The organism is uncultured Algibacter sp. (assembly GCF_947490405.1).
Taxonomy (GTDB): domain Bacteria; phylum Bacteroidota; class Bacteroidia; order Flavobacteriales; family Flavobacteriaceae; genus Algibacter_B.
The window spans coordinates 731,167-750,022 of sequence record NZ_CANLGU010000001.1 but is presented as its reverse complement, the minus strand read 5'-3'; the positions used below and the strand labels follow the sequence as shown (position 1 = coordinate 750,022).

The following is an 18,856-nucleotide window of genomic DNA, read 5'->3' as shown; positions in this document are numbered from 1 at the left end:
TTTTAACAAATGTTAATTTAAATTAAGGTCTTTAATTTATTAACTACGTTTAAGACACTAGTTACGTAAAGAAGTCACTATTACTTTTTTTTGTAAAGCGGAACGGAAGAACATGCTTCGCCATACATAATAGATTTGGCAACTGGTTTTAGCTTGTTACTTAACATAATATAAGCATTTTGAGGTACTGGCTTGTTTGAGCAGCCTTTAATAATAATGGGTTTACCTTCATATTCAGAAATATCTAGTTTTTGTATTATGTCTTGATATGTTGAAGTTTCAAGTTGTTCCAAATCTCCAACAATTACTTTTTTTGTAAAAGGTTCTAAATGGAGACTTAATAGCATATACGCCCAACCTGGAACAATAGCATCAGTACTGCAAGTTAAAGCCACATATTGGTTTTTGTGTTGGCTCCAATCAAATTCTGAGACCTGTTTTCTGAAATCCTTTTCTCGGAGTACAAAACCCTCAAATAACCAATCTTTAATATCAAATAAAATGCGTTTGCCTTCAGGATAAAAATCTTCAAGGTCAATAGTTGCCAGTTTACTATTCGCTACGCGATTTATAATGTCGTCTTTCAAAAATGTAAGTTGTTAATTTGTTTGATGTTTAGTCGGATTCTAATGTAAACTGAGACTGCGACTGAGAACTATTTAGAGCATCCCTAATTCTAATTTAGCTTCTTCGCTCATTAAATCTTGTGTCCAAGGCGGATCGAAAGTTATTTCTACCTCGGCGTCTTTTACATCGTTTAATGATTTTACTTTTTCTTCAACTTCCAAAGGCAATGTTTCTGCTACAGGGCAGTTGGGAGTTGTTAATGTCATTAAGATTTTTACATCGTAATCTTCATTTACAAATACATCGTAGATTAAACCTAGTTCGTAAATATCTACGGGAATTTCAGGGTCGTAAATCGTTTTTAAAACGTTTACTATTTTTTCGCCTAATTCGGCTGTATCTATTGTTGTTTCACTCATTTCTTAAATGTTTAATCGTTTATTTGTTTAACTGTGTAATCGGTTCAACGATTATACGATTCAACACATCAACTAATTTAGTTGTGTTTGGTATGCAATGGCATACATTTTTAATTGTTTCACCATACTTACTAAGCCGTTAGCTCTTGTTGGGGATAGGTGTTCCTTTAAACCAATTTTATCAATAAAATCAGTATCAGCATCAATAATATCTTTTGGGTGTTGATTGGAGAATGTTCTAATTAAAATGGCAATAATGCCTTTAGTAATTATAGCATCACTATCAGCCGTAAACTCAATTTTATCATCATTCATTTCAGCATGAACCCATACTTTACTTTGGCACCCTTTTATAATGTTAGTGTCGGTTTTATATTGGTCGTCAATTAAGGGTAAATCTTTCCCTAAATCAATCATATATTGGTAACGTTCTTCCCAGTCTTCAAACATTGAGAATTCGTCTATAATTTCGTTTTGAATGTCTTCAATACTCATAGTACAAATTTTATGCAAAAATACAACAACAAAAGATGCTATTCAATGTTTTTAACCACTGATAAGATTTCTTTAACTAAAGAAGCTATTTCTTTGGGTGGGTTTCCATGATCGAAACTTTGAGATTGATGAATTTCACCGTTAGTAACAACCTTTAAATAAGCTATTTGAGCACCATCAAATTGATGATTTTTCGAAGGTACTATAAAAGTTGGAAGTTTTTCTAAATCAACTCTATAACACTCTTTTAATATTTTCTCCCATAATTCATCAGGGCATGATTTTGTAATTGAATTTGCTCCTCTTTCTTTACTATAGTAAATTGTTTTGTCTTTAATAATAATTTGCAAGTAAGAACCTCTGGTGCTTGCCGTATATTCTAATGATAAATTATCTTGTTCTGCTTGTGGATAACATCCTTTGGCTAATGTAATTGATAAAAGTATGAGCAAAAGTTTCATATATTTTATTTTTATTGATAATAATGATACAAAAAAGACGCCAAATTTGGCGTCTTTTTAAATTATCTTTAAGAGAAAAAGAAATCTTTATGGCAACATACTTTCTCTAGCACCACCAGATGCAAATATTGCACGCATTCTAGCTTTTTGCCCTTCTGAGAACATGTACATACATGCATCATCAACATAATCCATATAATTCATTGTCATATCATTACTTCTACAATGCGCTGTTGGGTAAGATGGACAGCCATAATTTGGTCTGTCAGAGCTAGGTGTGTCAGCAACAAAATCATCTTGACGACATCTCCCGTCTCCCCAAATATGGCGTAGATTTAAGTAATGTCCTACTTCGTGAGTTGTTGTTCTTCCTCCATCAAAAGGAGCAGCAACATAACCTGTTGAGCCAAAATATTGAGGAGAAACCACTACACCGTCAGTTGCAGAATTCCCACCAGGGAATTGAGCATAGCCTAAAATGCCTCCACCTATATTACACACCCAAATATTTAAATGCGTTTGAGGAGTTATTGGAGGATAATCACTTTTTACAGCATTATTTGTTCCCCAAGAGGTTCTTGAATCTGGATGCCTGAAAGTTCCTGCTAATGTAAATGTAATTTCAGAATCAGCAGCTACACCTGAAAACTCTGAAGGAATTTGATTAGCATCGTTATTAGTTTTTCTAAAATCATCATTCAAAATGTTTATTTGAGAAGTAATTTGGGCATTACTAATATTTTCATTTGAATTGCTGTAAACCACGTGAACGTAAACAGGTATATTTATTACGCCCAAATTGTCAGGAGTTGGATCTCCACCACCGTCTCCGCCGCCATTGTTACCACCGCCGTTTCCATTTCCATTTCCACCTTTTTTACCTGCAATAAATGCACGTGTGTGATATTCTATATCATACATCTTTTTTGCAAGTCCGGGGTTTTGGTCAAGCTGTCTATTTAATACATTCATCGTATGACACGACTTAGTTTTTTCTTTTTTGTTTGTAGCCTTTGAAAGTAAGTCTTCGGATGTATCTGTATAAACATAAAAGTCGCTCATATCAACTTTAAAAGATTGTTCCTCGTTAATTTCATTTTTGTCATCATCACATGCTGTGAATAGTAAGGCTATCGCAGCCATACTGAAAAGAATTTTTTTCATTTTTAATATTAATTTGAATTAGTCGATGCTGAAGATAAAATTATTTTACGAATTATCTTATAAATTCATAAAATATTTGTTAATTATTCGACAAACAACCATGTATTGTTAATTATATAACAATAAATTTAATAAAATTTTGAAGTTATACTGAAATTAAGACAGCATCATTTTAGCTTTCTTTACACCTTCAACTAAAGCGTCAATCTCAACTTTTGTATTATAGAATGAAAAAGAAGCCCTGATAGTTCCAGGTATTTTATAAAAATCCATAATTGGTTGTGCACAATGGTGTCCAGTTCTTACAGCGATTCCTAGCTTATCTAAAATGGTCCCAACATCATAAGGATGAATGCCTTCAAGATTAAATGAAATAACAGATGTTTTGTGTTTTGAAGTCCCGTAGATTTTTAAACCTTCTATTTCTAGGAGTTTTTTTGTGCCATATTCTAGAAGCTCATTTTCGTAGGTTGCAATACTATCAAAACCAATAGCGTTCATATAATCTATGGCTGCTCCAAAAGCAATGCCTCCACAGATATTAGGTGTACCGGCTTCAAACTTATGTGGTAAATCAGCATAAGTTGTTTTTTCGAAGGTTACTTCGGCAATCATTTCACCACCGCCTTGATAGGGTGGTAGTTTTTTTAACCATGCTTCTTTACCGTAGAGCATACCAACGCCTGTTGGTCCACAAATTTTGTGAGCTGAGGTAACATAAAAATCAACATCTAATTTTTGAACATCTGGTTTAATATGTGGAGCAGATTGTGCACCATCAATTAAAACGGCTGCTCCTACATCGTGTGCTTTTTCTATAATATACTCAATAGGATTTATGGTGCCTAATGCGTTTGAAATATGGTTTACAAAAACGAGTTTTGTGTTTTTTGACAGCAGTTTATCAAATTCTGACATCACAAGTTCGCCATCTTCATTCATTGGGATAACTTTTAAAGTGGCACCTGTACGTTCACAAAGCATTTGCCAAGGCACTATATTACTGTGATGTTCTAAAGCTGAAACTATTATATCATTTCCTTTTTTTAAGAGCGAAGAGAACCCATTTGCTACAAGATTTATACCATGCGTAGTACCTGAGGTAAAAATGATTTCGTGCGCATGTTTTGCATTAAAATGTGTTTTTATTTTTTGTCGAGAAGCTTCATATAAGTCTGTAGCTTCTTGACTTAAGGTATGTACACCACGATGTATGTTGGCATTGTAGTTTGAATAATAATCTACAATAACATCAATAACCTGTTGTGGTGTTTGCGATGTTGCTGCATTATCAAAATACACTAAAGGTTTTCCGTTTACTTGTCGGGAAAGTATCGGGAAGTCTTTTCGTATGTTTTCTACATTGAACATGGCAGATAGTTTAGCCCCGATAGTAGCGGCATCCTTTTTGTTTTTTTGCAAAAAGATACAGCGGATAGCGGGATTAGCTTCAAATAAAAATTTTAAAGGTCGAACCCGATATTTACCCCTAATTTATTTGCGATAATCTTGGTGATGCGCTGTTTTAATTCAGGAATTTTAACAGATTCTAATACATTATTGCTAAATGCAAACATTAATAGTGCTTTGGCTTCCTTTTCTGGAATACCACGAGAACGCATATAAAACATGGCACTTTCATCTAACTGACCAATAGTACAACCGTGTGAACATTTTACATCATCAGCAAAAATTTCTAATTGAGGTTTGGTGTTTATCGATGCTTTGTCACTTATTAATATATTGTTATTAGCTTGAAATGCATTGGTTTTTTGGGCTTCTTTTTCAACCACAACTTTACCGTTGAAAACCCCAGTTGATCTATCATCAAAAATACCTTTGTAATCTTGATGACTTTCACAATTAGGCTCTATGTGATGCACTAATGTGTTATGATCTACGTGTTGTTTTTCACCAATAATGGTTATACCTTTTAAGGTTGAATCGATACGCTCACCGTTTTGGTAAAAGTTTAAGTTATTACGAATTAGCTTACCACCAAAAGAGAAGGTGTGCACAGAAGCGAAACTTTCTCTACTTTGTTTAACAAAAGTATGATCTATTAATGATGCGTTTTCGTTATCGTTTTGGATTTTGTAATAATCGACGATGGCACGTTTGTTTGCAAAAACCTCAGTAACGCTATTGGTTAATACTGGATTGCTTGTTAAGCTTTGATGACGCTCGATAATTTGTACATGCGAATTCTCGTCTACCACAATCAAATTACGTGGCTGTAACATGGTTGCAGACTCATTGCCTGTTGAGAAATGTATGATTTGAATAGGCTTTTCTACAATCTTATTTTTGGGAATGTGTATGTAAGCACCTTCGCTAGAAAACGCTGTGTTTAGAGATGATAAACTATCTTTTTCAGCGGCTTTATTGAAATAATTTTCAATTATTAGTTGATATTTTGGTTTGCTTAATGCAGCTGACATTAAGCACACATCAATACCATCATGTGTGGTTTGCGACAGGTGAGAGGAGTATTTTCCATCGATAAAAATAATTTTGTATGTATCTATATCGTGAATGAAATACTTTTTTACTTGTGGGTATTCTAGGGCATTTTCTTGCTTTGGAAACACACTATAATCTTCTTTTAAAATACTGTTTAAAGATGTATATTTCCAAGCTTCTTCTTTTTTTGAAGGAAACCCTTTTTCTTCGAATATTTTGATAGCGTCAGATCTAACATCATGCGCATATGCATCGATATCGATACTATTTTCAAATGCTAAAAATGATGAGACTAATTTTTCTTTTAAATCCATTGTTTTCAGTTTTCAGTGGCAGTCTCAGTTTTCAGTAAATGGAAAACTAAGAGTGGTACTGTTTACTTTTTTAAACTTTAGAGTAATCAGATAAAGGTAGGTAAACTGCCCACTGTGACTGAGTACTGCGACTATTTTTATGCGTTCACTTCTTCTTTAATCCAGTCGTAACCTTTTTCTTCAAGCTCATGAGCAAGCTCTTTTGATCCTGATTTTACAATTTTTCCGTTGTAAAGCACGTGAACATAATCAGGAACAATATGGTCTAACAAGCGTTGGTAATGCGTAATTACAACAACAGCATTGTCTTTACTTTTTAATTTATTAACACCATTTGCAACAATGCGCAATGCGTCGATATCTAAGCCAGAATCAGTTTCATCCAGAATAGCTAATTTAGGCTCAAGCATAGCCATTTGAAAGATTTCATTACGCTTCTTTTCACCACCAGAAAACCCTTCATTTAGGGAACGCGATAAAAACTTTCGGTCTATTTCTAGTAATTCAGATTTCTCGCGAATTAATTTTAACATATCTTTCGCGGGCATATCCTCTAAACCTTTGGCTTTTCTAGATTCGTTGATAGCCGTTTTCATGAAGTTAGTTACTGAAACTCCCGGGATTTCAACAGGATATTGAAATGATAAAAACACACCTTTGTGAGCACGTTCTTCTGCTGCTAATTCTTCAATGTCTTCACCTTCAAAAACAATGTTTCCTTCGGTAACTTCATACTCTTCTTTTCCAGCAATAACAGATGCTAAAGTACTTTTTCCAGAACCATTAGGGCCCATAATAGCATGCACTTCTCCTGGTTTTACTTCAAGGTTTATACCTTTCAAGATACTCTTGTCTTCAATGTTTGCGTGTAAGTTGTTTATTTTTAACATAGCTTTTAGCTTCCTAATTTTATAGTTTTGTTATCTTCTTTTGGAGTTGGTTGTACGTTCAATATTTCAACAACTTCAACTTTGTTTTCCCAAAGGATTTCATCATGCTTTTCGTTTGTAATTTTTCCACGAATTTCGACTTCAACCATATCCGTTGGTTCTTTTTTGAATACTTGAGCCTTTTCGTTTAGTACTTCTAGTTTATCAGTTAATAGAACTCCATAGATTTCAGCATGAGTTTGTAAAACAGCTGCACCATCATAATAAACAAATTGACCCTTAAGTAGTGTTAAGCCATCATTTTGCTTAGCAGTTCTTTCGTTACTTTCAACTTCGGTTTCGACTTCTTTTTGTTCTGATTTAGTCTCGTTTTTACAGCTTATGATAGCTGTTAAGAATAAAGAGATAAAAAGTATTTTTTTCATTTTTAATTATTATTAACCTACTGAACCTTCTAAACTTATTTCTAATAGTTTTTGAGCTTCAACAGCAAATTCCATAGGTAGTTTATTTAAAACTTCTTTGCTAAAACCATTTACTATTAAGGCAATTGCTTTTTCTGTATCAATACCACGTTGGTTACAATAGAAAATTTGGTCTTCACCAATTTTACTAGTTGTAGCTTCGTGTTCTATCTTAGCTGTTTTGTTTTTTGCTTCTATATATGGGAAAGTATGTGCTCCACATGCATTACCCATTAATAAACTATCACACTGAGAAAAGTTACGTGCGTTTTCTGCTCTTGAGTTTATTTGAACTAAACCTCTGTAACTGTTTTGAGATTTTCCAGCTGAAATACCTTTAGAAATGATAGTTGATTTGGTGTTTTTACCCAAGTGTATCATTTTTGTTCCTGTATCCGCTTGTTGATAATTATTAGTTACAGCAATTGAATAAAATTCACCAACTGAATTGTCTCCTTTTAATACACAAGATGGATATTTCCATGTAACTGCAGAACCTGTTTCAACCTGTGTCCAAGAAATTTTAGCGTTGGTTTCACATAGACCTCTTTTGGTTACAAAATTGTATACACCACCTTTACCTTCAGCATTTCCTGGAAACCAGTTTTGAACGGTTGAGTATTTTATTTCGGCATCATCCAATGCAATCAATTCAACTACAGCGGCGTGTAATTGATTTTCATCACGACTTGGAGCTGTACATCCTTCAAGATAACTTACATAGCTCCCTTCGTCTGCAATTACTAATGTTCTTTCAAATTGCCCAGTTCCTGCTTGATTTATCCTAAAATAGGTTGATAATTCCATAGGGCATCTTACGCCTTTTGGAATGTAACAGAATGAACCATCACTAAACACAGCTGAATTTAAAGCTGCATAAAAATTATCTTTTTGAGGCACAACTGTACCAATATATTTTTTTACAAGTTCTGGATGCTCTTTAATAGCTTCAGAAATACTCATAAAGATAATACCTTGTTCAGCAAGTGTTTTCTTAAAAGTTGTTGCAACAGATACTGAATCTACCACAACATCCATGGCTACGCCTGCAAGTTTTTTCTGTTCATCAAGCGAAATACCTAACTTTTCAAAAGTGGCCAATAATTCTGGGTCTACTTCATCAATGCTATCATATTTTGGTTTACTGTTTGGTGCAGAATAGTATGAAATACCTTGAAAATCTGGTTTTTCGTAATGTACGTTTGCCCATTCAGGTTCTTCCATCTCTTGCCATACACGAAATGCTTCCAAACGCCATTCAGTCATCCATTTTGGTTCTTCCTTTTTTTGGGAAATGGCACGAACAATGTCTTCGTTTAAACCATTAGGAAAAGTTTCAGATTCTATATCTGTGTAAAAACCATATTCATATTCCTTGGTTTTTAACTCTTCCCGAAGATCATCTTCTGTATACTTCGACATATTTTTTTCTTATTTTAAAGTGAAAATGATTCACCGCAACCGCAAGTTCGGTTGGCATTAGGGTTATTAAAAACAAAACCTGTTCCGTTTAATCCACCAGAATATTCTAAAGTGGTACCTATGAGGTATAAAAAGCTTTTTTTGTCAACAATTATTTTTACACCATTGTCTTCAAATACCTTATCTTCTTCTTGCTGCTCTTTATCAAATTTTAAATCATAAGACAAACCAGAGCAGCCTCCACTTTTTACACCTACTCGAACATAATCTGTAGTAGCATTATAACCATCATCGGTCATAAGCTCAACGACTTTCTTTTTAGCTGTATCAGAGACTTTTATCATATTACTTTTCTGTTAAATTTAGTGTTGTCCTTGTTGTTTTATTAAGACAGTTTCTAAATAGAGGACAAATATACAATATAAGTCAGTTAATATCGAATAACCTAACATTATATTAATATATGGTTTTATAGGTTTTTCTTATTAATTGATTATCAACTAATTTTTAAATACCTAATCAATTATTTTCTAGTAAGATGATAACTCAGAGGTGTTGGAATTAAGCTGTTCTCTTTCGGTAGAGTATAGAAGAGAACCTTTCATTCTCTTTATGAGAAACAGCAGAAATTGAACCGTCTTTTTCAAATTTGAAATAGCTCTTACAACATTTGCAAATTAATTCGGGAGTATTGTCGTTTGCATTACTCAACCGAAAATAATTGTGTCCGTAAGTTGAACAGAATAGGTTAGATGTTATTTTCTTTGTCATTATAATGAAATGATAATACAATGAATGTGGTTAAAAATATAAAATGTTAGATAACATACATAATATTTTCGACAAAATACGTTTTTAGTGTAGTATTATTCATCTTTAAAACTAGGATTGGTGATAAATTCACTATCAGATAGTGATAATAGAAATGCCTTTAAGTCGGCTTTGTCATTTTCAGATAATCCAACACCTCCTTGAGAAACCTTTTTCATCAAAGGGTCAATAGTAGTTGAGTTTTTTAAACCTTCGCTGTAATGATTAATAACATCTTCTAGGGTTGCAAACCTACCATCGTGCATATATGGCGCTGTAAATGCTAAATTTCTGAGTGAAGGTGATTTAAACTTTCCATTATCAGCTGGATCACCAGTTATTGCACCTAATCCTAAGTCTGTAAAAGTTTCATCTAAACCATTATTGTGAAAAATATTATCTGTCCAAAGTGGATTCTTATCACTTCCATGGCAATGAAAACAATCGCCTCTAGCTTCATCCATAAATATATTGAACCCATTTAGTTCTTGAGGTGTTAGCTCAATTTCACCTAATAAATACTTGTCAAACTTAGAGTTTGCAGAAATTAAAGTCCGCTCAAATTGTGCAATGGCTTTAGTAACTAAACTCGAATCTATAGTTGTTGTGCCAAAAGCTTTTTCAAAGAGTTCTGGGTACTCTGTATGTTGTTTGAGTTTTTGTTCAACATCTCGCCAAGTATTGTTCATTTCAATAGGGTCTGTAACAGGAACGAGTGCTTGATGTTCTAAACTAAAAGTATTTCCGTCCCAGAAGAATTTTTCATCGTAATTCCAGGCTAAGTTAAATAGGGGCATGGAGTTCCTATTTCCAAAAAAGCCATCCACACCATCACTAAATCTGCTGCTATCAGTAAACGCATTTTCGGGAGCATGACAATTTGCACATGCTTGTGTGTTATTTGAAGATAAAATGGGATCGAAAAATAATTTTTTACCAAGCGCAATACCTTCTTCTGTTTGCGGATTATCAATAGGAACAACAGGAGCAAGTATATTTTCTTGAAAAAGTATAGGAATTTCAAGTGGGCTAGGAGTGTTCTTATACGTATTAACAGTTTCGCTTTCGCAAGAAAGACAAACGATGATAAGAAATGTGATATATAATAGTTTGCTAAGTCTCAAAACAACCTTTTAATCGCCAGATTTTAAACTGAATACATTTTGCCCATTTTCATACATTTTGATTTGCGCATCAGAATTTGGCATAAGCATTTGATTTAAAATATTCAAATCCCATCTATGTGGGCTTTTAAACCATTCAGCAATATTCATTTCAATATTAAAAGTAGCATTATCTGTAACGGTCACTTCTCCAAGATTCACATTAAAAAAGGTGTCTTGAGGAAATGTTGGGTTCTCTCCAGGGTTGTTAGCTGCTCTAATAGCATGATAATTATAACCCTGTTCTTCATCTGCATTATTAATAAATTTACCATCCATTTGCATGTAATGGTATCCGCCACCAAGCATTTCAGGAACAAACCAAGATGCAGAGTTTAAGTCTTCGTAATTTCCGCTATTATCTTCGTTATTAAAGCCAAATGTAAAAGACAAATCGTTATAAGTGCCTTGAGGAATAAAGGTTGATGATATTAAGGATAAATTCTGGTTGTTTGTTACATCTACTAAATTATAACCGCTCAATACTAATTTTTCATTGTTACTGGTAGTGAAAGTAATTCTCGAAATAAGATAACGAAGGCATTCTATACTTAATTGTTCGCCATTTTCGTTAATGAATTTAATATCATTAAAGTCTGCATTAGTAACTGATACACCATCCCAAGTGTGATTAAAATTAAAAGATATATTAGTTTGCGATGTGCTTTTTTCGCTGTCTTCACTACAAGAGATTAATGTAAAAAGAGTAATTAATAAAATTGGGAATATATTTTTCATTTTAAGGTTCTATTTTGAAAATCAGTAAATCTGAAAATCCTTTATTAGTTGAAAGATCTATGTTTGGGCTGCTGGAATCTCCAACTACAATAATGCTTTTATTGTTTAGTTCTACGGCATCATAGGCAAAATCAACTTCTGAGCCTCCTATACTATTTTGCCAGAGTAGTTTACCATTGTTGCTAATTTTTAAAACCCACGCGTCGTTCTGTCCATTATTATTGGTTAAATTATTATTTACACTTCTCGAACTTCCAGAAATAATAAAACCACCATCTTGAGTTTTAGATATAGAACGTGCTACATCAAAACTATTTCCTCCAAAAGACTTTTCCCAAATGAGTTCTCCTAAAGGCGATATTTTAATACACCATAAATCTGCATTACCATGGTTTGTTGAAACGTCTAAGTCATTACTTCTAGTATCTCCTACTATAATATAATTACCCTCACTTGTCTTAGTAATGGCCCAAGCTTCATCTAACTGTGAGCCTCCAAACGATTTTTCCCAAACAAGTTTTCCAGTTTCAGAAATTTTTACGACCCAAAAGTCGTAAGAACCTTTGTTGTTAGAAATATCTACATCTTCACTATCAGATGAGCCAACTAATATATAACCATTGTCTTGAGTTTGAATAGCATCGTATGGTGTGTCTGTAAAAGTGCCTCCAAAAAATTTACTCCACTCTTTTTCGCCCAATGCATCTATTTTTATTGCCCAGTAATCACCACCTGCGTGTCGAGCAAAAAGTTTTGATTTACTGTTTTTACTATTGCCTTCTCCGTTTGAGGCAGAAACATCTAAAACACCAGTTAATAAGAAACCGCCATCGTTTGTTTGAATAATAGAATTACAGATGTCTGCTCCTAAGAATCCATAAGATTTCTCCCAAATAATATTTCCCGAATTATCTAACTTAGAAACCCAGTAATCTTGAGCGCCATTATTTTTAGAAACATCGTCATTATTACTTTTGCTATAGCCAGTAATAACATATCCGCCATCTGATGTTTGTTGAATGTCATTTCCTCGGTCATCATCAGATCCACCATAGGTTTTTTGCCATTGTAACAAATCATTTGAGTCGTATTTAAGCAACCAAAAATCAAATGATTCATCAGATTTACCAATAATATCATTATCCATACTTTGGGTGTATCCTAAAATAGCATAACCACCATCTGTTGTATTTACAATGGATTTTGCACTTTCATTTTTAGAACCACCTATTACTTTTGAGAACACAACATTTATTGATTTTGCCGTATTGGGCCTGTCATCATCTTTTTTAGAACAATTTAAAAAGATAAGGCAAAGACATACGAGACAGGGGCAGGCTCTAAAGGTTTTCAAATGGATTGATATTTTAAAATTTAAGTGCCACTTTTGCGGATGATAAATAAACCTCTATCAATGTCACTAACTATTATATTACCACTTTCAAAATAAGGATATACATTCCAAGCTCCATTAAATTCTGTAGCGTTATTAGCTGGATAGGTGTCGAAAAATCCAATTTCTATTGCTGATTTTGATTCTATTTGCGATATATTTAGCATACGCACACCAGCTCTATAACTAGCAAAATAATAAGTGTTTCCTTTTACATATCCATTGTGATCTATTGCTGTACTTGTCCCAAAATAGTCAAAATGATAAAGCGGATTATCTAAATCGGTAAAATCAAAAATAAGAGTTCTGGTGTTAGCACCTACTCTTATTTCATCAACTTCATCTCCCAAAATAAAGTATTTCATATCGTCAGTAAACCAGCCTTGGTGTGCATACCAAACATTATCATAACTAATAGTTGAGATTATTGTTGGGTTTGCTTTGTTAGTAACATCAGCAATAACTACTTCGTTTTCGTTACTTCCTATTAAAATTTCTCTACCTGTATAGTCAGAATCTGGACCATTATAAGTTACTACTTGTGCATCATGTGAATATCCGCCTTCAAGAAAGCCTCCTTCAGCAACTGGATTTTTTGGATCCTGAATATTTATAAATATTGGGCCTCCACCAAAAGCAGAACTTCTGTTAGCTCCAACAATGTATGCATATCCACTATCTTCATTAATCACAATATTATGTGCTTTCCCAAACCCTGTAAAACGAGTGTCTGCATTAAAAGTTTCTGGAGGGTTTGCAACATTCCTTAAACGTGTTAAGTCAAAAACTTGCATCCCATGGTCGTCATTACAAGTAGGATCTCTTCCCAAACTACAATCGGCAACAATAAAGGCATGGTCTTTATATACTTTAACATCTCGCCAAGGGCTGCTTGTAGTAGCAGTTGGTAATTTCCCTAAGTATATAGGCTCATTGGGTTTTGTAATGTCAATAAAAGCTGTATTGTCAGTTGTTGCCATTAGTGCATATTCTCTCCCTGTAGTGATATCGGTCCATCCCCAACAATCATTGCCTTCAGTAGCACCAAAAATATTTAATGGAATATGTGCCATTAAATCATAATCGTTACAAGGATAATTTCCAGCAAATCCATTTTCACAGATAGCCAAAGGTGCGTTTGGATCTATAGAGTCATCATCACAAGAATCTCCAATACCATCACCATCCTCATCTTCTTGGTCTGGATTTGAGTTATTAGGACAATTGTCATTTATATCTAGAATACCATCGTTATCATCATCATCGTCACAAACATCTCCAATACCATCATTATCAATATCGTTTTGGTCAGCGTTAGCAACAAAAGCACAGTTGTCTATATTTTCTTCAATGCCGTCATTATCGGAATCAATGACTGGAATGACTTCAACAGGTTCATCATCACAGGATTGTGCTAGAAAAATAATGGAGCATGCCAAAAAAAAGGCACGAATGTGTAATGAAATTTTCATAGAAAGATTTATTGTAATAACTAAATAGATTTAGTTTTAGTATAAAGATAGTAAAAACAAAATTAGCTTCTTATTTTTGTAGCATGATAGAAGATAAAAATCAACAGAAAACACAATTAAGTGATTTAGGTGAATTTGGTTTAATAGAACATTTGACTAAGAATTTTGAGATAAAACAAAAGTCAACCATTAAGGGAATAGGAGATGACGCAGCAGTTTTAAATTTTGAAGATAAACGTATTGTTGTATCTACTGATTTATTAGTTGAAGGTGTTCATTTTGATTTGAGCTATATGCCTTTGAAGCATTTAGGGTATAAAGCGATAATTGTAAATTTGTCTGATATTTATGCTATGAATGCTGAAGCTACTCAAGTAACTGTGTCAATTGCGGTCTCTAATAGATTTCCTTTAGAGGCTCTAGAAGATTTATATGCTGGAATAGAAACTGCTGCTCATGTTTATGGTATTGATGTGGTTGGTGGAGATACGACATCTTCAAATAAAGGATTGCTTATTTCTGTAACAGCTATTGGAGAGGTAAAACCTGGAAATGAAGTGTATCGAGACGGTGCAAAACCAAATGATTTACTAGTAGTTTCTGGAGATTTAGGTGCTGCTTACATGGGATTACAAGTTCTAGAGCGTGAAAAAGAAGTTTACAAAGTAAACCCCAATAGCCAACCAGATTTAGAGCCATACACTTATATTGTTGAAAGGCAACTTAAGCCAGAAGCTAGAAAGGATATTGTGAAATTATTAGCTGATTTAGATGTAAAACCTACAGCTATGATTGATGTTAGCGATGGTTTGTCTTCGGAAATCATGCATTTGTGTAGCCAGAGTAAAGTTGGTTGTGACTTATATGAAAATAAAATCCCATTAGACCCACAAGTTATTTCTACTTGTGAAGAGTTTAATTTAGATAGTACAACAGTTGCTTTAAATGGTGGCGAAGATTACGAACTTCTATTTACAGTCTCTCAAGAAGATTTTCCAAAAATAAAAGCAAATCCAAACCTTTCAGTTATTGGTTTTATTAAGGAGGAAAAAGAAGGGTTGCATCTTGTAACTAGAGCAGAAACAAGAATACCGATAAAAGCACAAGGATGGAAGAATTTCAATGATTAAGCAGTCATCAATTTAGCTTTTTCTTGAGTTTGACGGAGCTTTTTTCTCTTATTCATTCTTACCAGCCGTTTATGATGAATTCGCTCAAGAACATCATTAATCTCTTTAAATTTTGGTGTGAGTTCTATCAGGTTTCCGTTACTGTTTGTAGTAAGCTCTTTTTTGCAGTTTTTACAAGTGTACTCCTGAACATGATAAGTAACTTGTCTTGTTACTTTGTATTCATGCCCAAACACCATACAATGTATGCTTTTCATATTGTTTGCATATTAATAATTTTAGAGAGACGTCTAAAAATATTAAAAACCAAGTAATAAATGTTAATAGGGAGTTAATAAATCGATGAAGCGATGCTTTTTTTCTTTAAACGTTCAGTTCTTGAGGCATGAATCCGTTCTAATATTGCATTTATCTCTTTAAATTTAGGAGTGAGCTCTATTAGTTGACCATTGCTGTTAGTAGTTAATTCTTTTTTACAATGTCTGCAAGTGTATTCTTTAACATGGTATGTTACTTTTTTTGAAACTTCGAAATCATGTCCAAAAAGATTACAATACATTCTGGGAATAAGAGTAGGTTTGTTAGTAGGTTTTTTCATGGTTTAATCGATTGGGAACTTAAAAGTAAAAAAATAATTCAATAAATCGATAAAAAGTATTATTTTTCGATGAAATACATTATTTCATGTAGGATTTCATCTTTATTTTCTATATGACTCATGTGGCCGTCTGGTAATTTGATAATTTTAATATTAGTAGGTTCAATTATAGAAATTAAATTTTCATAACTTAAAACAGGATCTTTTTGACCAATAATAATCATCTTTTTGGTAGATAAGTTTTGTAAAAATTTTAATCTATTTTTTCTGATTTTCATGCCTTCAAGAGCAGCAATTATACCTTGAAGTGGTGTTTTTAAGGCGTGCTCAATTGTTTCGTTTATTTCAGTTTTAAAATTAGTTCTATTCTCTGTACTAAATAAATTAGCTACAGCCATCCTAATAAATGTTTTATGATTTTGCTTAACGGCAATAATCGCCCGATCTCTATTTTGTTTTTTTTCTTGACTATCTTCTTGCGGAGTTGAATTTAGCAGGCACAAACCTTTTAATGTATCTTGATTTCTTTCAGCGAAAGCGAGTGAAACGTAACCACCCATCGAATGGCCAACAAGTGTTGGATTTTCTATATTCAAATGATTTAAGACAGCTCCAATGGTTTCTGCCATAAGTTCCATAGTGTGGATGTAACCTAGGCATCCTGTTTTTCCATGACCTAGTAAATCAATGCAAATCACACGGTTTTTTTTTGAAAGTTCTGGTAAAAAAGGTTTCCACATGGCAATATTTTCTAAAAAACCATGAAGTAAAACGATTGGCTCACCATTACCATCGTCAGTGTAAAAAATACTGGTGCCTTTATATTCTAGAGTCATTTTTAATTTATCTTAGGCAAAGATAAAATCATACTATGAATAAAACTAAAGAAACCTTTGTGTTTGGCTTTGCCTTGTTTGCTGGCTTTTTTGGTGCAGGAAATTTAATTTTACCGCCATTATTGGGTTTTAAATCTGGATCGGATTGGTGGTTGGTAACCTTAGGGTTTGTAATATCTGCAATTGTTATTCCCTTACTAGCCATTTTTGCGCATGCTAAATTACAAGGCACTTTGTTTGACTTTGGGAAAAAAGTATCACCAATTTTTAGTTTAATCTTTAGTTTTTGTTTGTTTACTATTTCCGTGACATTGCCTTGTCCTCGCACTGCGGCTGTTACTCATGAAATGGCAATTGCTCCTTTTTTTGGTACAAGCTCTTTACTCACTAGTGTAATATATTTCGTATTGGTATTTATCTTTGTAATGAATAGAAATGGGGTTTTAAGTATAATTGGTAAATACTTAACTCCAATCATTGTCTTAATAGTATTGACTATAATTACTATTGGTGTTTTTTCTCCTGTAACTGTAATGAATCCATCAAGTTTCGAATTACCAATAATAAGTGGATTGGTGGAAGGCTATCAAACTTATGATGCAATGGCGGGTATTATTATGGGTGGTGTTGTGTTAGTTTCTATTAATAATTCAAAAAACCAGATGTCATTTAATGAGAAGAAAATAATGGTTGTCAAATCTGGTTTTATTGCCATGTTTGGATTGTTTGTTATTTATGCGGGTTTAATTGCTATTGGTGCTTTTTACAACGGACAGTTTGATCAAAATATATCCAGAACTGATTTGCTATCGGGACTTGCGGCAAAGACTTTAGGTGGGGTAGGTTCAACTTTTTTAAGTATTCTAATAGCTTTAGCATGTTTTACAACAGCAATAGCTATAATTGTTAGTTTTGCAGATTTTTTTAAAGCCTATTTTAAGACTTTTAAAAACGCTTATTTATTAACTACTGCTTTTTGCTGTATAGTTGGTATTGGTATTGGGCAAATGGATGTTAAGTATATTATAGATATCGCTTTGCCAGCACTAATGTTTATTTATCCGCTGTGTATTGTACTTATTTTATTAAACCTTGTTCCTGAAAAATTTGCCTCTGCGATTGTATTTAAATGGGTAGTTTTAGTAGCTTTTGTTTTTAGTATTCCAGATTTTTTAGTGTTTGTTATATCTTCTAAAAAATTAGAGTTTATTATATCTATAATTCCTTTAGCAAATCAAAATTTAGGGTGGGTTTTACCTGTTATTGTTAGTTTTGTATTGGTTAATTTATTTGAAAAGATGAAATCAAGTTATTAGGACTTTACTCTTTTAATTGCTGTGAAAGCTTTATCAACAAACTCATCTTCAACAAGTATTGTAAACTCGTTCGTTGTTGATAAAACTTCATATAAAACAATGCCTTCCCAGGCTAATCTTTTAAAGAAATGATAATATAAACCAGCAATTTTTGAGTTGTCTTGAGGAAGGTTTATGCTAATAGCTGATAAGTTTTCTTGAGTGGCGATAAAGTTTTCGTTGCCTAAATGTTTATTAATAAAATCATTCAAACTGCTTGATACTACAATGTTGCTTTCATGAATACCACGAGTAAAAGCATAAAAGAGTTTGTCTTCTTTGTTTATGCGCTCCAGTATTTTTGCATGATTGTTAATCAAAGTCTCAGAGTTTCTAACTGTAAAGTCTGTAAGGTTAGAGCGAACAGTAATATCTCCAAGATTTTGTATAACTCGTTTCATTTTAATTGAATTACCTAAGGTTGCAGGTGGGTTGTAACGTCTTAAAGCCATCATTATAGCACCGGGTTTAACCTCTTTTTTTAACATTTTACTTATTGGCTCTACAAGCTCAAGAGCTAAAGCGCTAAAATTTATAATGTTTCTTGATAAAGCTTCCTCTAAGTAAGGTTGTGTAATTAAAATGTCTTCAACACAATTTGATACTGTTTTCATGTACTAGATGAATTTTTGTTAATTATTTAACAATTTGTGCAAAAATAACTCATTTTTAATAAAAACATAGTAGTTAAATAAATGAATT

21 protein-coding genes are annotated in these 18,856 nt (G+C 33.1%); 2 read left to right on the top strand and 19 right to left on the bottom strand.

Going from position 1 to position 18,856, the window contains the following annotated elements:
* Positions 1-80: 80 nt before the first annotated feature.
* The 15 genes from Q0772_RS03185 to Q0772_RS03115 all read right to left on the bottom strand — a co-directional run bounded on the left by Q0772_RS03185 (position 81) and on the right by Q0772_RS03115 (position 14,235).
* Positions 81-587, bottom strand: a complete 507-nt coding sequence (locus Q0772_RS03185) for a DUF2480 family protein (protein ID WP_298340285.1) — start codon at positions 585-587, stop codon at positions 81-83.
* A 72-nt stretch (positions 588-659) separates the two neighbouring features.
* Positions 660-986 carry an SUF system Fe-S cluster assembly protein gene (locus Q0772_RS03180; protein WP_298340282.1) on the bottom strand — a complete coding sequence of 109 codons (327 nt, stop codon included), beginning with the start codon at positions 984-986 and terminating at the stop codon, positions 660-662.
* 72 nt (positions 987-1,058) lie between these two features.
* Entirely contained in the window at positions 1,059-1,481 is a 423-nt protein-coding gene (locus Q0772_RS03175) for a SufE family protein (protein WP_298340279.1), read from the bottom strand.
* Between the two features lie 38 nt (positions 1,482-1,519).
* Positions 1,520-1,942, bottom strand: a complete 423-nt coding sequence (locus Q0772_RS03170) for a hypothetical protein (protein WP_298340276.1) — start codon at positions 1,940-1,942, stop codon at positions 1,520-1,522.
* Between the two features lie 87 nt (positions 1,943-2,029).
* Positions 2,030-3,106 carry a zinc metalloprotease gene (locus tag Q0772_RS03165; RefSeq protein ID WP_298340274.1) on the bottom strand — a complete coding sequence of 359 codons (1,077 nt, stop codon included), beginning with the start codon at positions 3,104-3,106 and terminating at the stop codon, positions 2,030-2,032.
* A 156-nt stretch (positions 3,107-3,262) separates the two neighbouring features.
* Positions 3,263-4,477, bottom strand: coding sequence for a cysteine desulfurase (locus tag Q0772_RS03160; RefSeq protein ID WP_298340271.1), 1,215 nt, complete (start codon positions 4,475-4,477; stop codon positions 3,263-3,265).
* A gap of 92 nt (positions 4,478-4,569) precedes the next feature.
* The gene (gene sufD, locus Q0772_RS03155; protein ID WP_298340269.1) at positions 4,570-5,883 is read right to left on the bottom strand and encodes a Fe-S cluster assembly protein SufD; all 1,314 of its coding nucleotides are present in this window, start codon (positions 5,881-5,883) and stop codon (positions 4,570-4,572) included.
* A 137-nt stretch (positions 5,884-6,020) separates the two neighbouring features.
* Positions 6,021-6,773, bottom strand: coding sequence for a Fe-S cluster assembly ATPase SufC (gene sufC / locus Q0772_RS03150; RefSeq protein WP_298340264.1), 753 nt, complete (start codon positions 6,771-6,773; stop codon positions 6,021-6,023).
* 5 nt (positions 6,774-6,778) lie between these two features.
* Complete coding sequence (locus tag Q0772_RS03145; protein ID WP_298340261.1) at positions 6,779-7,198, bottom strand: hypothetical protein; 420 nt, start codon at positions 7,196-7,198, stop codon at positions 6,779-6,781.
* Positions 7,199-7,210: 12 nt separating this feature from the next.
* Positions 7,211-8,659: a Fe-S cluster assembly protein SufB gene (sufB, locus tag Q0772_RS03140; RefSeq protein WP_298340258.1), complete on the bottom strand. Its 1,449-nt coding sequence runs from the start codon at positions 8,657-8,659 to the stop codon at positions 7,211-7,213.
* A gap of 14 nt (positions 8,660-8,673) precedes the next feature.
* A complete protein-coding gene (locus Q0772_RS03135; protein WP_298340255.1) occupies positions 8,674-9,003 on the bottom strand; it encodes an iron-sulfur cluster assembly accessory protein in 330 nt (109 codons plus the stop codon).
* 522 nt (positions 9,004-9,525) lie between these two features.
* The gene (locus Q0772_RS03130; RefSeq protein ID WP_298340253.1) at positions 9,526-10,593 is read right to left on the bottom strand and encodes a cytochrome c peroxidase; all 1,068 of its coding nucleotides are present in this window, start codon (positions 10,591-10,593) and stop codon (positions 9,526-9,528) included.
* A gap of 9 nt (positions 10,594-10,602) precedes the next feature.
* The gene (locus tag Q0772_RS03125; protein ID WP_298340250.1) at positions 10,603-11,370 is read right to left on the bottom strand and encodes an MbnP family protein; all 768 of its coding nucleotides are present in this window, start codon (positions 11,368-11,370) and stop codon (positions 10,603-10,605) included.
* A 1-nt stretch (position 11,371) separates the two neighbouring features.
* Positions 11,372-12,616, bottom strand: a complete 1,245-nt coding sequence (locus Q0772_RS03120; protein WP_298340247.1) for a hypothetical protein — start codon at positions 12,614-12,616, stop codon at positions 11,372-11,374.
* A 128-nt stretch (positions 12,617-12,744) separates the two neighbouring features.
* Positions 12,745-14,235 carry a choice-of-anchor B family protein gene (locus Q0772_RS03115; protein WP_298340244.1) on the bottom strand — a complete coding sequence of 497 codons (1,491 nt, stop codon included), beginning with the start codon at positions 14,233-14,235 and terminating at the stop codon, positions 12,745-12,747.
* Positions 14,236-14,318: 83 nt separating this feature from the next.
* Between Q0772_RS03115 and thiL the strand changes: the two genes are divergently transcribed.
* A complete protein-coding gene (thiL, locus tag Q0772_RS03110; RefSeq protein ID WP_298340241.1) occupies positions 14,319-15,365 on the top strand; it encodes a thiamine-phosphate kinase in 1,047 nt (348 codons plus the stop codon).
* Here the strand turns inward: thiL and Q0772_RS03105 are convergent.
* The 3 genes from Q0772_RS03105 to Q0772_RS03095 form a co-directional block, all read right to left on the bottom strand.
* The gene (locus Q0772_RS03105) at positions 15,362-15,622 is read right to left on the bottom strand and encodes a hypothetical protein (protein ID WP_298340238.1); all 261 of its coding nucleotides are present in this window, start codon (positions 15,620-15,622) and stop codon (positions 15,362-15,364) included. The genes thiL and Q0772_RS03105 overlap by 4 nt on opposite strands.
* Positions 15,623-15,696: 74 nt before the next feature.
* Positions 15,697-15,963, bottom strand: coding sequence for a hypothetical protein (locus Q0772_RS03100; RefSeq protein WP_298340236.1), 267 nt, complete (start codon positions 15,961-15,963; stop codon positions 15,697-15,699).
* A 59-nt stretch (positions 15,964-16,022) separates the two neighbouring features.
* The gene (locus Q0772_RS03095) at positions 16,023-16,799 is read right to left on the bottom strand and encodes an alpha/beta hydrolase (RefSeq protein WP_298340233.1); all 777 of its coding nucleotides are present in this window, start codon (positions 16,797-16,799) and stop codon (positions 16,023-16,025) included.
* A 35-nt stretch (positions 16,800-16,834) separates the two neighbouring features.
* On the opposite strand from Q0772_RS03095, the gene brnQ reads away from it, so the two are divergent.
* A complete protein-coding gene (gene brnQ / locus Q0772_RS03090) occupies positions 16,835-18,115 on the top strand; it encodes a branched-chain amino acid transport system II carrier protein (protein WP_298340230.1) in 1,281 nt (426 codons plus the stop codon).
* Here brnQ and Q0772_RS03085 read toward each other — a convergent pair.
* Positions 18,112-18,768: a hypothetical protein gene (locus Q0772_RS03085; protein ID WP_298340227.1), complete on the bottom strand. Its 657-nt coding sequence runs from the start codon at positions 18,766-18,768 to the stop codon at positions 18,112-18,114. The genes brnQ and Q0772_RS03085 overlap by 4 nt on opposite strands.
* Positions 18,769-18,856 lie beyond the last annotated feature (88 nt).

What these genes read in the sequence shown, in the direction of transcription:
- Q0772_RS03105 (WP_298340238.1), bottom strand. Translation starts at nt 15,622, where the DNA reads ATGAAAAGCATACATTGTATGGTGTTTGGGCATGAATACAAAGTAACA.
- Q0772_RS03180 (WP_298340282.1), bottom strand. Translation starts at nt 986, where the DNA reads ATGAGTGAAACAACAATAGATACAGCCGAATTAGGCGAAAAAATAGTA.
- Q0772_RS03100 (WP_298340236.1), bottom strand. Translation starts at nt 15,963, where the DNA reads ATGAAAAAACCTACTAACAAACCTACTCTTATTCCCAGAATGTATTGT.
- sufD (WP_298340269.1), bottom strand. Translation starts at nt 5,883, where the DNA reads ATGGATTTAAAAGAAAAATTAGTCTCATCATTTTTAGCATTTGAAAAT.
- Q0772_RS03170 (WP_298340276.1), bottom strand. Translation starts at nt 1,942, where the DNA reads ATGAAACTTTTGCTCATACTTTTATCAATTACATTAGCCAAAGGATGT.
- Q0772_RS03145 (WP_298340261.1), bottom strand. Translation starts at nt 7,198, where the DNA reads ATGAAAAAAATACTTTTTATCTCTTTATTCTTAACAGCTATCATAAGC.
- Q0772_RS03165 (WP_298340274.1), bottom strand. Translation starts at nt 3,106, where the DNA reads ATGAAAAAAATTCTTTTCAGTATGGCTGCGATAGCCTTACTATTCACA.
- brnQ (WP_298340230.1), top strand. Translation starts at nt 16,835, where the DNA reads ATGAATAAAACTAAAGAAACCTTTGTGTTTGGCTTTGCCTTGTTTGCT.
- sufC (WP_298340264.1), bottom strand. Translation starts at nt 6,773, where the DNA reads ATGTTAAAAATAAACAACTTACACGCAAACATTGAAGACAAGAGTATC.
- Q0772_RS03095 (WP_298340233.1), bottom strand. Translation starts at nt 16,799, where the DNA reads ATGACTCTAGAATATAAAGGCACCAGTATTTTTTACACTGACGATGGT.
- Q0772_RS03175 (WP_298340279.1), bottom strand. Translation starts at nt 1,481, where the DNA reads ATGAGTATTGAAGACATTCAAAACGAAATTATAGACGAATTCTCAATG.
- Q0772_RS03125 (WP_298340250.1), bottom strand. Translation starts at nt 11,370, where the DNA reads ATGAAAAATATATTCCCAATTTTATTAATTACTCTTTTTACATTAATC.
- Q0772_RS03085 (WP_298340227.1), bottom strand. Translation starts at nt 18,768, where the DNA reads ATGAAAACAGTATCAAATTGTGTTGAAGACATTTTAATTACACAACCT.
- Q0772_RS03115 (WP_298340244.1), bottom strand. Translation starts at nt 14,235, where the DNA reads ATGAAAATTTCATTACACATTCGTGCCTTTTTTTTGGCATGCTCCATT.
- Q0772_RS03135 (WP_298340255.1), bottom strand. Translation starts at nt 9,003, where the DNA reads ATGATAAAAGTCTCTGATACAGCTAAAAAGAAAGTCGTTGAGCTTATG.
- Q0772_RS03160 (WP_298340271.1), bottom strand. Translation starts at nt 4,477, where the DNA reads ATGTTCAATGTAGAAAACATACGAAAAGACTTCCCGATACTTTCCCGA.
- thiL (WP_298340241.1), top strand. Translation starts at nt 14,319, where the DNA reads ATGATAGAAGATAAAAATCAACAGAAAACACAATTAAGTGATTTAGGT.
- sufB (WP_298340258.1), bottom strand. Translation starts at nt 8,659, where the DNA reads ATGTCGAAGTATACAGAAGATGATCTTCGGGAAGAGTTAAAAACCAAG.